At 42.0% G+C, this 14,230-nt stretch carries 12 protein-coding genes, 1 pseudogene and 1 riboswitch; of the genes and pseudogenes, 7 read left to right on the top strand and 6 right to left on the bottom strand.

The window, feature by feature from the left end; genetic code table 11:
• Positions 1-139: 139 nt before the first annotated feature.
• The 5 genes from RBH88_RS11120 to RBH88_RS11140 all read right to left on the bottom strand — a co-directional run bounded on the left by RBH88_RS11120 (position 140) and on the right by RBH88_RS11140 (position 4,942).
• Complete coding sequence (locus RBH88_RS11120) at positions 140-814, bottom strand: response regulator transcription factor (protein WP_213690061.1); 675 nt, start codon at positions 812-814, stop codon at positions 140-142.
• On the bottom strand, positions 789-2,069 hold the full coding sequence (locus tag RBH88_RS11125; protein WP_213701446.1) for a PocR ligand-binding domain-containing protein: 1,281 nt from the start codon (positions 2,067-2,069) through the stop codon (positions 789-791). The genes RBH88_RS11120 and RBH88_RS11125 overlap by 26 nt, the downstream gene beginning before the upstream one ends.
• 54 nt (positions 2,070-2,123) lie before the next feature.
• Positions 2,124-2,891 carry an ABC transporter ATP-binding protein gene (locus RBH88_RS11130; protein ID WP_213690059.1) on the bottom strand — a complete coding sequence of 256 codons (768 nt, stop codon included), beginning with the start codon at positions 2,889-2,891 and terminating at the stop codon, positions 2,124-2,126.
• 12 nt (positions 2,892-2,903) lie between these two features.
• Entirely contained in the window at positions 2,904-3,737 is an 834-nt protein-coding gene (locus tag RBH88_RS11135; RefSeq protein WP_307879649.1) for an ABC transporter permease, read from the bottom strand.
• A 98-nt stretch (positions 3,738-3,835) separates the two neighbouring features.
• The gene (locus tag RBH88_RS11140) at positions 3,836-4,942 is read right to left on the bottom strand and encodes an ABC transporter substrate-binding protein (protein WP_307879650.1); all 1,107 of its coding nucleotides are present in this window, start codon (positions 4,940-4,942) and stop codon (positions 3,836-3,838) included.
• A gap of 212 nt (positions 4,943-5,154) precedes the next feature.
• Between RBH88_RS11140 and RBH88_RS11145 the strand changes: the two genes are divergently transcribed.
• The 4 genes and pseudogenes from RBH88_RS11145 to RBH88_RS11155 all read left to right on the top strand — a co-directional run bounded on the left by RBH88_RS11145 (position 5,155) and on the right by RBH88_RS11155 (position 9,377).
• On the top strand, positions 5,155-5,355 hold the full coding sequence (locus RBH88_RS11145) for a heavy-metal-associated domain-containing protein (RefSeq protein ID WP_213690056.1): 201 nt from the start codon (positions 5,155-5,157) through the stop codon (positions 5,353-5,355).
• A 664-nt stretch (positions 5,356-6,019) separates the two neighbouring features.
• Positions 6,020-6,418: pseudogene (locus RBH88_RS11750) on the top strand (methyl-accepting chemotaxis protein); the annotation flags it as partial.
• A gap of 186 nt (positions 6,419-6,604) precedes the next feature.
• A complete protein-coding gene (locus RBH88_RS11755) occupies positions 6,605-7,039 on the top strand; it encodes a CZB domain-containing protein (protein WP_374047610.1) in 435 nt (144 codons plus the stop codon).
• 175 nt (positions 7,040-7,214) lie between these two features.
• Positions 7,215-9,377: a cation-translocating P-type ATPase gene (locus tag RBH88_RS11155; protein ID WP_307879652.1), complete on the top strand. Its 2,163-nt coding sequence runs from the start codon at positions 7,215-7,217 to the stop codon at positions 9,375-9,377.
• Between the two features lie 102 nt (positions 9,378-9,479).
• On the opposite strand, the gene RBH88_RS11160 is transcribed toward RBH88_RS11155, so the two are convergent.
• A complete protein-coding gene (locus RBH88_RS11160; RefSeq protein ID WP_213690054.1) occupies positions 9,480-9,740 on the bottom strand; it encodes a hypothetical protein in 261 nt (86 codons plus the stop codon).
• A 233-nt stretch (positions 9,741-9,973) separates the two neighbouring features.
• Positions 9,974-10,146: riboswitch (cobalamin riboswitch) on the top strand.
• A 120-nt stretch (positions 10,147-10,266) separates the two neighbouring features.
• On the opposite strand from RBH88_RS11160, the gene RBH88_RS11165 reads away from it, so the two are divergent.
• The 3 genes from RBH88_RS11165 (at position 10,267) to RBH88_RS11175 (ending at position 14,227) form a co-directional block, all read left to right on the top strand.
• Positions 10,267-10,755: a hypothetical protein gene (locus RBH88_RS11165; protein ID WP_213690053.1), complete on the top strand. Its 489-nt coding sequence runs from the start codon at positions 10,267-10,269 to the stop codon at positions 10,753-10,755.
• Positions 10,752-12,857, top strand: coding sequence for an acetate--CoA ligase family protein (locus tag RBH88_RS11170; RefSeq protein WP_213690052.1), 2,106 nt, complete (start codon positions 10,752-10,754; stop codon positions 12,855-12,857). Before RBH88_RS11165 ends, RBH88_RS11170 begins: the two co-directional genes overlap by 4 nt.
• 107 nt (positions 12,858-12,964) lie before the next feature.
• The gene (locus RBH88_RS11175; RefSeq protein WP_307879653.1) at positions 12,965-14,227 is read left to right on the top strand and encodes a M20 family metallo-hydrolase; all 1,263 of its coding nucleotides are present in this window, start codon (positions 12,965-12,967) and stop codon (positions 14,225-14,227) included.
• Positions 14,228-14,230 lie beyond the last annotated feature (3 nt).

Below are 14,230 nucleotides of genomic sequence, written 5' to 3' on the forward strand. Positions count from 1 at the left end.
GCCAACTCTCAATTAAATCATAAACGTTTAACATTTAAAGACAATAAGGAAAATAGGGTGCAAAATTACCAAAAGCCTGACATTTTTGTCAGGCTTTTGGTAATTTTTACGATCTATAAGTCTTTGTAACCATAGTCTTTTAGTCTTGGTTGTTTGGAGGGGCAACAGATAACAGACCTTCTCGTTCTGCAAAACGTGCTAACTCTGCTACAGAGTAAAGGCCAAGCTTTTCCATAATTCGTGCTTTATGTGTTTCGACGGTTTTTCGACTTATTGCAAGCTGAGATGCTATCTCTTTAGTGGCAAAGCCTCGGGCCAGGAGTATCAAAATTTCTTTTTCCCTCGATGTAAGAGTGTTGAGTATGGTGAAGGAGGCGTGAGTTCCAGATGATTGGATAACATAATCTTCGATAACCATAGAAGTAAGGGCGGTGCAAAGGTACATATCTCCATCACATACAACATTAATGGCTTTGATTACTTCATCAATATCACAATTTTTCAGAAGGTATCCTGTTGCTCCGGCGGCAAACATTTCTCGAACATAATGTTTATTCGAATGAATTGAAAGAGCGATTATTTTTATTTGTTTATTTTTCTCATGGATGGAACGAGTGGCCTCAAGACCGTTCATGTTTGGCATGGAAATATCCATAATTATGACATCAGGTTTATGTAGAAGTGCCGCCTTGACTGTAGATAATCCATCTCCTGTTTCTGCAACGATTTGAAAGTTGTCAATATTTTCAAGCACACTGCTGAGTCCTTTTCGTGTTACCGGATGATCGTCAGCAACAATAATTCGAACAGTCACAGAGACCCCCTCCTTCTTCAGAGTTGTTTTTTAGAGGAAGTTTAATGATAACGCTAGTTCCTTGTCCTTTAGAAGAATTGATATTCATTTGTCCTTCCCAATGGCGTAAACGCTCTCGTATGCTGAAAAGGCCGAAACTTCGCTTTCGAATGGCGATTGCCTGGGAGGGATTAAAACCTATTCCATCGTCGTGTACTGCAACACAAATGTAACTGTCTTCATTAGTGATAAGACATTGAACAGCTGTGGCTCGGGCATGTTTTAATACGTTGATAAAAATTTCTTTTATCATGTGGTAGAGCATAATGCTTACTTCTTGTTCAAGAAAACGGCAGTTTGTAGGAGAGTTGAATATGAAATCAATATGTTGTGGAGAAAACATTTCATCTCCAAGAGATTCTAACGCTGCGGCCAGTCCCAAATCGTACAAGAGAGGCGGGCTTAGGCGCGCGGTAAGATTTCGCGTTTGCTCTATAACATCATCGAGATGAGCAATACTTGTTGATAAGAGGTGGTTTTTTATATGCTCATCATTAGTTTTGAGAGCTTGTCGTAGATTCCGCTGCATTGTTACAAGAGCGTGCCCTACTTGATCGTGAAGATTAGCTGCGATTTTACGACGGGTTCTCTCTTCTGCTAATGTTAGTTCAGATGCAAGAGATCGTAGATTTTCCTGAGATTCTTCCAGTTTTTTCTCAGCATTGCGAACCTGTTCTATTTCTCGGGCTAAAATAAGATTTACGAAGCCCTTTGATGAAAGCTGTTGAGCCATAAGCCAAAGTAATTTGAGCGTATTCTCAAAATGCTCAAGCGATCCTTCATGCATTTTTCTAAGGGCCTGGCATAATTGAAGGGGGTCAGCGCCTATTTCAATAGCATAATTTTTTATGCGTTCTCCCCCCACTCCGAGAGCATTTTGAGATATTTGCCAGTTTGCAATATGATGCCCGTCAACAATAATAGGAGCACTTGCATCGACAAAACCACAACTTAAGCATCTTTGATATGTAGGTTGAAGCAAACGAGCTGCTTTCATTCCAAGAACGCGATCCGAGTAGATGCAGCGGCGAGCGCCTTCGGGTGTTTTACGGACTAATTGGCAAACTTCACTAAAATTGCTTGGTTCTGTAATGGAATTTCCATTAACATCTGTAATAACAGAAGCGACATCATGTACTTCTGCAAAGGCATCTTGTATTTTTTGTAGTTCTTCTCGTTCAATAAGATCAAGAAGAGATATTTGAGGAGAGGGCATGGATATCACTCCTTTGCAAGCTCTCCTCTTTATTTTACACGTTTTCTGATTTTTCTATACCGCTTTAGCGAGCTCTTCGTCGAGCATTCCTAAAATGGTAGTTGTTAATTCTCCATATAACGGGTTAGATCGTTTTCTCGGTCGAGGCATATCAACCGATATAATTTGTTTGATTTGTCCTGGTCGAGCCGACATGACGATGATTTTATCGGCAAGATAAACAGCTTCGTCTACACTGTGTGTAACGAAGAGAATTGTTTTTTGGTGATTCTGCCAGATACGAAGCAACTCTTTCTGCAGAATTATACGTGTATGAGCATCAAGAGCTCCAAAAGGTTCATCCATAAGCAGCACTTCAGGGTTATTGGCCAAGGCTCTGGCAATAGCTACTCGTTGTTGCATTCCACCTGAGAGCTCGTAGGGATAAGCTTCTTTGAAACTCTCAAGTCCTACCAATCGTAAGTACTCTAACGCTGTTTTTTGACGTTTTTTTAAGGGTACACCAGCAAATTCAAGACCGAGACCTACATTTTCAATAACAGAACGCCAAGGCAGAAGTGAGTATTCTTGAAAGACCATTCCACGCTCTTTTCCTGGCGATGTTATAGGTTTTCCGTGGTAGAGAACTTCTCCTCCCGAAGCCTCTTCAAGACCTGCAATAATTCGTAACATCGTTGATTTTCCACATCCTGAAGGGCCTACAATACAGATGAAATCATTGATGTTTACAGACAAATCTACTGCATCAAGGGCTTTGACCTGCCCCCCCTTTTCTGTAAAGAATATTTTCTCTAATTTTTTAACATTTATTAAGGGCTCCACGATTTTCCCTCCTTATCGTGTTAAGCGCTGCCAACGAAAGCAACGTTTTTCTATAATGCGAAAAACAAAATCCATTATCATTCCAACGACACCAATACTTGCCATTCCGGCTATAACAATATCTGTTCGAGCGACAGTATAAGAATGAGTGATGAGATAGCCTATGCCAGAAATGCTTCCTGGGAGCATTTCTGCAGAAACAAGGCACATCCAGGCGACTCCTAGGCCGACTCGTAAGCCATTGACTATAGATGGAGCCGATGCTGGAAGGAGTATTTTTTTGAAAATATCGTTTTCATGTGCTCCCAGAACGCGAGCAGAGTCGATTAGAGTCTTTCTTACATTTGATACTCCGTAAATAGAGTTTGTAAGAATAGGATAGAAAGCGCCAATGAAAATGATGAAGATCATTGAAAACTTTAAGTTATTGAAATAGACATACCAAGAACCTTCCTCAATTCCTAAAAGGGTGGCCAGGCTGGCAACTCCGAACCAGGCTAAGACAAGAGGAACCCAGGCAAGAGGAGGAATGGGTCTAAAAATACTCAAAAAAGAGTGGAAAAGCTTGAATACCGATCCATAATATCCCATTACGATTCCAATAGGAATAGCAAGAACAATAGCTAAGAAATACCCAGCAAGCACGCGTATCAGGCTTACAATAACGTTATCGAAAAGAGATCCCATACTAATTAAATTTTCTGTGGGATGAGTCAAAAGATCTGCTACATTCCCAACAGTGGGCAAGACAATATCATTACCTATTCGCTGGGCCATGTATCCCCAAAAAACAAGAAAAAGAGACGGTACAATGACCGGGAGAAAAAGAGAAGAGATTTTCTTCATGAGAGTAATGACCTCCCTTTTACATAATAAACGGGAAAGAGCTTGCAGACTCTTCCCCGCATGTACCCTTCATTATCTTAGACAAGGGAAATGAAGAGTTACTTGACATATGAAAAATCAAAGATAAGCGATTGGACGTCATCCATAGCTTTTCCTTTGAGTTGGCCTTTAAATTTATTCATACCGTTTAATACCGATAGATATGTTTGAGCGCCTCGCATCCACCCTTCTGAAGGATCCGTTGTGTATACAATCGTGGATTTTGCCGCGGCCTCTTCTGGAATACCAATCCAATTAGCGGCGATTTTTCCTGCTTCATTTTTATGGTCATTGCACCATTTTGCACTTTGCGTAAGAAGGGTTGTAAAGGCTTTGACCTCCTCAGGGTGTGCTGCAAGAATCTCATCTCGCGCAGCGGCGACACAACAAGGGAAGTGTGACCATTTCCCTGTTGGGGGTAAATTACGAAGATCAATAATAGTCTTCCCTACATCTTGTACTTCTGCTACTTCAAGGAATGGCGCAGGTCCCACCCAGGCGTCAACTTGCTGGCTCATCAATGCAGGGATGAGGTTTGATGTTGACTTGAGGTCGACGAGCAATATGTCTGCATCCATATTATTTGCGTCTTGTGTCAGTGTAAGGCCAGCATCATTCAGGGCTCCTTCCACAACAATACGGGGTGCACTTGTAGGTGAATGATATCCCAGTTTTACAGGTTTCTCATTTTTTGCTACGTAAGCGAGAAAATCTTCCCATGTGTTAATAGGACTTTTTTTACTTACAACAACACCCATTCCATCTGTGTGGATGGGGCATAAGACTTTTATGGGCGTGTTGTTGTCCACTGCCGACATCATGGCAGGAAGAGAGCCCATGCCAATATCGAGGTGTTTCTGGGCAAAGAGAACAGCCGTCTCTGATCCGCTTTTTGCGACAATAATATTAAGCCGGGCTACAGCTTTCCCATCAACCATAAGATCATACTTTTCTTTTGAAACGACAGGTTTCAGCCATGTTCCGAGTTCTTTAAAGTTTTCTTCTTTTGACATGGCGACCATAAATGGTTCTAAGTGGGTTGTAAAAATATAACTGACATTGAGACGAGGTATGTCTCCGGCAATGCCGGGAAGAATTAAAACCATTGACAAGATAACAGCGAGACAAGAGACACATAATGTTTTTTTCAATCCTGAAATGTGCAAAAAAGAAACCTCCCTTATGCTATAAATAATATTTAATTATAAGTTTTATAACAGATCTGAAATATTATAGAAGAGAAAATGATATCGATCAACTATTGAAAATATAAGTTTGTCTGGAAAAACTTTACAAATGGGGGGTATATGGACTATAAAGAGAAGGTACGTAGCACTACAAAATGAGAATACAACGGAGAGTAGAAGGAGGGAATATAATGGGAAATTTAAAATTTCATGTGCCAGACATGTCATGTGCTCATTGTGTTAAACGTATAACTACCGCATTGGAGGAAGCTGGGTATAGTGGTTTTAATGTTGATCTCGAGACTAAAACCGTACATATTGAGACGGAAGATCCTCAAAAAATTATGGATATTCTGGATGAAGCTGGGTATTCCGCTAACATTGAAAAATAACGTTGCTATCTTTTAGGAGGTTACATCAGGCATGCATAGTCGTTCTTTTTTTTATAGCGTTGCTGCTTTTGTTTTTGCATTAGGGCCTGTTTTATATCATTGGTATAACGGACCGGCACGAGGAGCTATTCTCCTTTCATGGTCAATTTTACTAGCATGTGTTTGCTTATTGAAGGATCATTATGTTTTTGGAGTTCCTGCTTCAAAAATATTATCGTGGCTGCGAAGGGTGCGGTCCGACAAAGGAGTAGATTTAAGAATTCCTGCTCCCAAAATGGATGTCAGTTCCGTAATGGGAACCTTGGAAGAGATGCTTACTCGCCTTATAGGAACATTTCGTCATATTTCCTTGAGGATTATACGTGGGCTTCACTCTTTTGTGTTTTCTTTTTTTCGTTTGGAACGTGAGCTTTCAGTTTTTTCTGATGCCTTTAATGAAATGACTCAGGAAGTTGAGGAAGGTGTCGATGCTGGTAGCCGTGTTACGGAGGCTATACAAACTCAATATGCAAGTTCAGAAGAAATATCCTCTACAGCCCAATCACTTGCGCAACTTGCTGAAAAGCTTAATCAAACTGTAACTCAAGTTTCTGAAAAAGCAAATGAGGGACAGTTGAAGTTAAGTGGGGCGGAACATTCAATACAAGACTTGGGAGAAGATGTTATGGGAGTTGCTCGCAGAGCGGCTCTTCTTTCTGAAAAAGTTGCATTGATTCAATCTGTTGTTCAGGTTCTTACTGGTATTTCTGATCAGACGAATCTTTTGGCCTTGAATGCTTCGATTGAGGCAGCCCGTGCTGGTGAAGCAGGGCGGGGTTTTGCCGTTGTGGCCGAAGAGGTTAGAAAACTGGCGGAAGAAAGCCGTAAAGCAGCCCTTGATATAGGAACAAACCTGGAGGAACTGGTGGCGGAGGTCCAGGGTGCCTCCGAAGATGCATCGACTATAGTTGGAAGGGTTGAGCAGACTGTTGTGCATGTTTCAGATGCCCTTCAGGGCGTTGGGCAGATTTTGAGTAACGTAACTCATGTCAGTGAGTCTACCCATCAGGTTGCTGCTAGTGCTCAAGAACTTTCAGCATCATCAGAAGAATTAGCAGCTTCTGCCGAGACAGTAAATCATCTTACCGAGCGCATGCAGCAACAATTTAAACTGCTGGGTGAAAATGTAACGACTCTTAACTGTTCTGTGGATAATATGCTCATTTCAAACAAGGAAGGAGGAGAACAGGCACGTTCTCTTCTGCAAGAAATGGCGCAAATACAGGTTGTTGAGCAATGTGACTTTGCTGATATTGCCGATGGAGCTATTAAAGCACACAAGGGATGGATCAAGCGGCTGAAAGAATATCTTGATGGAGGTTCGTGGGATGTGGAAACTGACCCTACTCGTTGTCAATTCGGCATCTTCCTTTCTTTTGTTGAACGTCCAGATGTAATTGATCGTAAGAATTGGAATGAACTTCTTCGCCATCACGATGAACTCCATCACTTGGGACATAAAGTTTTTGAAGCGGCGAAGGAAGGGAATCCTCAGGAAGCACAATATCTCTATGAGAAAGCGTTAGGGATAAGCCAGATTTTAGTAAGAACTTTAGGAGACATGAGTAGTCAGTGCAGGCGGGGAAAAGAATGTCACAAAAATAGCACAGGGTTAATTCCTGTGAGCAGTGCAGAAAATAAATAGCATGGTACAATAATAATTGTTAAATTAAAGCATATAATGAAGCGACGGGAAGGGCCGCTATTTCTTTTTATGAGAAATGCGGCCCTTTTTATATACATGCGTAGGGTATTATGGGATAATAAGTGTTATATCCTATCAATTAACTAGGAATATGAAAGGGAGTTGATTTTTAGCGATGGTCAACAGCGAAAACTCAAAAAAAATATCTTTTTCCGTCACTGGTATGACGTGTGCTACTTGTGCGCGGATTGTTGAAAGATCTCTCAAGAAGGTAGATGGTGTCGTTTTCGCAGGGGTTAATTTAGCAACAGAGACTGCCTTTGTGGTTCTCGAAAAGGAAGTTCCCATGGAAAAACTTGAAGAGGCAGTAAAAAAAGCAGGGTATGAAGTTTCGTATGAACCACCTGAGGATCTTGATCGACGCCGGTATGAAGAGGCGAAAAGAAACCTTGTTATAAGTTGGGGTATAACTCTTCCTCTCATGGTTTTAATGTTTATGCATATGACAGGTTTTCATATGCCGTGGTTTCCTTTGATGGAATTTATTGGTGGGGCTGTCGTTCTTTTCGGTGCTGGGCGCGCCTCCATGAAAGGGGCCTGGATAGCTCTCTCACATTTACATGCCAATATGGATGTTCTTGTCTCTCTTGGAGCTCTTGCTGCGTGGCTTACTTCATTACTTGTTCTTGCAGGAGTAAAAGTTGCATCATTCGGTGCTATCGGCGCCATGATTATTGCCCTTCACGTAACAGGACGTTTTATAGAATCTCATTTACGAGATAGAGCTTCAAAAGAAATAAAATCTCTTTTGGAAATTCAGGCACGGGAAGCTCGTATTTTAGATGAGTCGGGAAAAGAAATATCAGTTCCCATCGAAGCTGTTAAAGAAGATTTTACCCTCATAATTCGTCCAGGAGAAAGAATTCCAGCGGATGGAATGATTATTGAAGGGGCAACTTCAGTGGATGAATCTATGATTACAGGGGAATCAATACCTGTTCACAAAGAAGTAGAAGGAGAAGTAACAGGAGGTTCCTTAAATCTCACCGGTTCAATAAAAGTTAAGGCGACAAAAGTTGGAGAAGATAGCTTTTTATCTCAAATGATTGCCTTGATTCAGGAAGCACAAGGGGCCAAAATCCCTATTCAAGCTTTTGCTGACAGGGTGACAAATTACTTTGTTCCAGCTGTTGCGACTTTTGCTCTTATAAGCGGTTTTTTCTGGTATTTTGGCATTGATCGTTTTTCTTTTATTCTTGACGCGGCTTCGCATTATCTACCGTGGGTCACCTCTGTTCGTGAGCCGCTATCAATTGCTATTTTTGGTTTCATATCGACACTGGTTATTGCTTGTCCCTGCGCTTTGGGGTTGGCTACCCCGATGGCTCTCATTACAGGGACTGGCGCAGCTTCCAAAAAAGGACTTGTCATTAGAAATGCAGAGGCAATACAGACAGCTAAAGAAGTGGGCGTTGTTTTGATGGATAAAACGGGCACAATTACTCAAGGGAGTCCAAGTGTTGTCGAAACGAATCTTTCCAATGGCGATCTTGAAGCAGTAGCTGCCCTTGAAAAACATTCTATACATCCTTTAGCGAAAGCGGTAGCGGCTGTAACTGAAACAACACTTGAACCCCGCTCTATGGAAGAGATTACAGGAGAGGGTGTTAAAGGAGTTATTCGCGAAGATTCATATTTTATAGGGAAACCCCAAGATTCATCAAAATATAAAGAACAGCTTTCTTTAGGGCGAACGGTAGTTGAAGTTCGCAAGAATAATGTTGTTGTCGGGTTTATAGCTATTGAGGACCCACTAAGAAATGATGCTATAAGAGCTGTGGAAAGACTTAAAGAGCTCGGAATTACTCCAGTTATGGTGACAGGAGATAATGAACGAACAGCTCGAGCTGTGGCGAAACGAGTGGGAATTGAAAGTGTTTACGCTGGAGTTCGCCCAGATGAAAAGCTGAGTATCCTCAGAGATTTTCAGACAAGCGGAAAAAAGGTACTTATGGTAGGAGACGGGATGAATGATGCGGCTGCATTGAAAGGTGCAGACATCGGTGTAGCCATTGGCTCTGGAACAGATCTTGCTATCGATAGTGCAGATATTGTTGTTGTGCGTGGCGGGATTTCTTCTATTGCGGACGCAGTGGATATTTCTAGGCAGACCTTTACCGTCATTCGTCAGAATCTATTTTGGGCTTTTGCTTATAACGTTATTGCTATTCCTCTTGCTATGGGGGCGTTACTTCACCCGGCCATTGCAGAAACGGCGATGGCTTTCAGCTCTATTTCAGTTATATTAAACTCTATGAGGATACGAGTGTCTAAATAACAATTCTTTTACGATAAAATAGTTATACAAGAGATTCTGATCTTGTCTTTTCGGCATAAAAAAAGCTGCTCCCTTTTGGGGTGCAGCTTTTTTATTGTTTTCTTAGCAATGTCCGTGGCAGCCGGCACAACCGCCACCGCAACCTCCACATCCGCCACCGCGGAGGGCTTCAATTGCTGGGACAAAAACATCCAGAATATCGCCAAGATCGCTAACACCTTCGTCGTTATCGGTCAGGCCAAAACTCTCTTTTATTGCAGGCACAGTATCTGCTCCATCAACAATGGCTTGTACGATATCTCGAAGGGTGATGTTCTTCGATTTAATAACAACGGTTTCTCCAGGAACTATTCCCCAGTCCATAACTTCTACCTCCTTCAATAGGGCATGGTGGTATTGTAAAGGAAATGGCTGTAAAAATAAACAGAATTATTACCGAGTTATAAATTAATTTTTTAAGGGCTTTTTTCATAAAGTTTTTATCTATTTTATCTCTATAATAAAAAATATTAGTCGTGTGTTTTTTGAAAAAATAAGAAAATGACAAAATGATAATTTGCTATTGACGTAAAAGAAGCGAAAGGCTATTGTATGTTTACAATATGACTTCATCAGGTGAACGGGAAGTTTGGTGAAAAGCCGACGCGGACCCGCCACTGTGAGCTTGACGATGAAACATGAGACCACTGGGTAGGAATTAATGTGCCCGGGAAGGTGTTTCGGAGGAAGAAAGCGAGCCAGGAGACCGGCCTGTTGAAGAGAGGCAAATCCCTGCGAGGATTCAGGACTATTTGTGGAAAAACTTTTCTTTCAAGAGAGGTTTTTTTCCTGTGAGCTTTATGGCTGTCCTCGTTGGGACAGCCATTTTTTGTTAAGGAGGATGGTACATATGAAATGGGCTCACGGGAGACTGACCCAATATGTTAATGAGTTTTCTCGACTTGATTTTGTTGAGAAGACCATTGAAGCTCTCGAGAATAGAAGTGAAATCCTTCCAGAAGTCACAAATATTTCAAAATCGAACGACGAGGTTCAAGCTCTTATAGCAGAATACATCGCTCATATTAATGCATCTCTCAATGTAGAAGGAGATGTTCTAGTCTGTGCAGATTTTCTTGAAAAGACACGTTTATTTGTAGAACGTTTAAAGAAAGGACTCTCACAATCCTCGTTATATGGGGAGAAAAGACTAAGACTTCTTTGGGTAGAGGGATTAACCAATCTTATTTATGCTACACAAGATTGGTTAAAAACAGTGGTGCTTTGTTCGAAAGATGAGACGAAAGAAATATACCTCTCGTATTGCAAGGCTTGTCAGAGATCTATAGTGCGTTTTGAGAAAACAAGGCAAGCTATAACGAAGGAGGCCATAGCATGACTTTGCGTGATCATCCACTCTACCCTCTTTTTTCTCCTCGAAGTGTAACGATTGTGGGAGCTTCAGCAGACCTTGATAGTTTAACTGGCCGGACTCTGAAAGCCATGCAACGCTTTGGGTATAACGGTACAGTTTACCCAGTCAACCCTAAATACGATCGTGTAGGGGGACTGCCTTGCTATCATGATCTCTCTGAAATTTCAGAGGCAACTGATGTTGCTCTTATTAGTATAAAGGCTCAGTTTGTTCCGGCTGCTCTTGAGACGTGCGCAGAAAAAGGGATACATAACGTTATTATTTATTCTTCAGGTTTCGCGGAAACGGGCGATACGTCTTTACAGCAAAGAATGATGGACATCGCTCGGGAAGGCCATATTAGGATCCTTGGCCCCAACTGTCAGGGTCTCCTCAACCTGGCAGCAGGAATCCCCCTCACCTTCTCGGGCGCCCTCTATAACGTTGATCCTCCAACAACGGGTCACGTTGCTTTTATTTCTCAAAGCGGAGCCTTTGGTTTTTCGTCTTTTGGAGTAGGTCTCAACCACGGGGTACGATATCGTTATGTGGTTACTACTGGTAATCAGGCTGATATTGATGCTGTCGAGTGTGCCGGGTATGTTATTCGAGATCCGGAAGTAAGACTTCTCATGATGTATCTCGAAGGAATTGATGACGGGGAGCGTTTTTTACAGGTGGTAAGAGAGGCTCGAGAAAGAGACATTGCTGTTGCTGTTTTAAAAGCGGGACGCTCTCCCTCCGCCCAAAAAGCAGCTCAAAGTCATACAGCAGCTTTGACTGGAGACGAAGCTGTCTGGAAGGCCATATTTAAACAATACGGTGTTATTCCACTGGAAGATATGGACGATATTATCGGTATAGGCCAGCTGTTTGGAGCCTCTCCTCGTACTGACGGCAATCGGGCGGCTATTCTTACTACGTCGGGAGGCGCAGGCATAGTAATGGCCGATAGTCTCAATGATTTGAAAATGAGCGTTCCTGAATTTTCAACAGTAAGTAAAAAGAGTATAGAAGAAGTTATCCCAACTTTTGGGGCGTCGCGTAATCCGGTAGATATGACTGTGCAGATTTCTGAAAAACCGGAGAATTTCCGTCAAGTTCTTAATACGGCTCTCGGTGATCCTGATATTAGCATGGTTGTTACAGCTCTCTCAATGATTGTGGGAGAAGCCGGGAGTGTGATGGCGGAAGAGTTGATCCGAAGTTACGAGAAAACCCCGAAACCTCAAGCCGTAGTATGGATGATTGACGATGAACATGGCGAGACGTTTATTGAACGACTTAAAAATGCTGGGATTCCTGTTTTTCAAAGCTTTAGACAGTGTGCTCGTGCTTTAAAGGCTCTCGTAAATTGGGGACAAAGGCGGAAGTTGCCTTCCCATACGATTGAAATGACGTCTTCTTTGCTTGGATCTTTCCCATTAAAACTGACAGAATATGATGCGAAGCGATTATTAGCACGGTATAACGTTCCTGTAACGCGAGAACATCTTTGTCGGGATATGGAAGAAGCTTTTGATGCCGCTGAAGAGTTAGGTTTTCCCGTTGCTCTTAAAGGAATGGCCGGAGAAATTTTGCATAAGACCGAAGCTGATGTTGTAGCTCTCGATATTCGCTCTTTCGATGAGTTACGTCACGCTCTGAAGAAGACGAGAAAAAATCTTAAAGAACATGTTTCGGGAGAAAAAATCCAGGGCTACCTTGTGCAGGAGATGGTTAAAGGTGGTATGGAATGTATCGTCGGAATGAAGCGAGATCCCGTTTTTGGACCTATTGTTGCGGTAGGCCTTGGAGGCATATACGTCGAAGTTTTAAGTGATGTTTCTCTTCGCCATGCTCCTGTGGATGAGGAAGAAGCACTGAGAATGATTCAAGAATTAAAGGGTTTTGGCTTCCTTTCCGGTGCCAGAGGACAACGTCACAGAGATATTCATGCTTTGTCCAAAATTGTCAGTCAGGTTTCTCGTCTTGCTTGTGTTGAAGAAGACCTTCTTGAACTTGATATCAACCCAGTCTTTGTTATGCCTGAAGGAGAAGGTGCCATTGCTGCTGATGCTCTCGTTATCAGAAATGGAGAAAAGTAGCCGATATAAAGAAAAGTTGTGATGTATAGGAAAATAAAGTATGTTAGACAAGACATTCAGAAGAGTTGAGAGATATTTTTACATATTATTAAGGAGGGACTTCTTACATGAGCGGCATGACACCTTATCTTCAGACGAATCAGCAACGCATTGAACGAGACATTGAACACATAGCTTCCTTAGGTGCTACTGGAACATCTGCAGATGGGCGTACAAGCTTTACGTACAGCCTTCAAGATCTGAAAGTACGAAAATATCTTCTTGATATTTTTGAGGAACTTGGTCTTTCCGTTTTTATTGATGGTGTTGGCAATATCCGAGCTAGATACGCTGGAAGCAATCCAGATGCTTCTGTTGTGATGAGCGGTTCACATGTGGATTCAGTTCGGCGTGGCGGAAAATATGATGGCGTGGTAGGTGTTATCGGTGCTCTTGAAGCGATTCGAGTGATGAAAGAAAACAATATCACTCCAAGTCATCCCATTGAAGTGGTCATTTTTTCAGAAGAAGAAGGCTCTAATTTTGGTTCGTGTTGCGCCGGGAGTAAGGCTATGGTTGGCCGATATACTTTTGATGATTTGAATACTCTTAAAAATCTATCAGGTCAATCTATGTATAATTTAGCTAAAAATGCGGGATATGATCCTGATAATATGTCACGATATGTTCTTAACAAGGGTGAAGTAAAGGCCATGATTGAACTCCATATAGAACAAAGTCCCATGCTTCATTCTGTTTCCATGCCCATCGGTGTTGTAGAAGCTATTGCAGGTCTGAGACAAATCAGAGTTGAAGTTGACGGCGTTCCAAATCATGCAGGTGCTACGCCCATGAATTTCCGTCAAGATGCTCTTCTCGGTGCGGCGCATATGATTAGTGCTGTAGAAGAAGCTGTTCAGACAAAAGGAACCGAATCTACTGTGGGAACTGTAGGATATATGGAGAGTGAACCAAACGTTTCAAATATTATTCCAGGTAAAGTTGTATTTTCAATAGATATTCGTGATGTCTATCAACAGCCAATGAACGATGTCGTGGAAGAAGTACGTAAAAGATTTGATGAAATTGCTCAGAGATATAACCTTACATTTTCTATGACGTTGCTGGGAGAGCAGGAAGCAGTACAGCTTTCTCAGGAAGTAATCAGCTCTATAGAAAAAAGTGCCCAAGCCCTAGGCATTCCGTATAAGAAAATGAATAGTGGTGCAGTTCACGATGCTGTTCTTCTCTGTTCCGTTGCTGAAGTAGGGCTTATTTTTGTCCCGAGCGTAGATGGCCGAAGCCATTGCCCCGAAGAATATACATCCTACGAAGATATTAAGCGGGGAGCAGATCTGTTATTGGCAACATTGCTTGATTTAGCGAAATAAGGT

The sequence above is a fragment of the Aminobacterium sp. MB27-C1 genome (genome assembly GCF_030908405.1).
Lineage (GTDB): Bacteria > Synergistota > Synergistia > Synergistales > Aminobacteriaceae > Aminobacterium.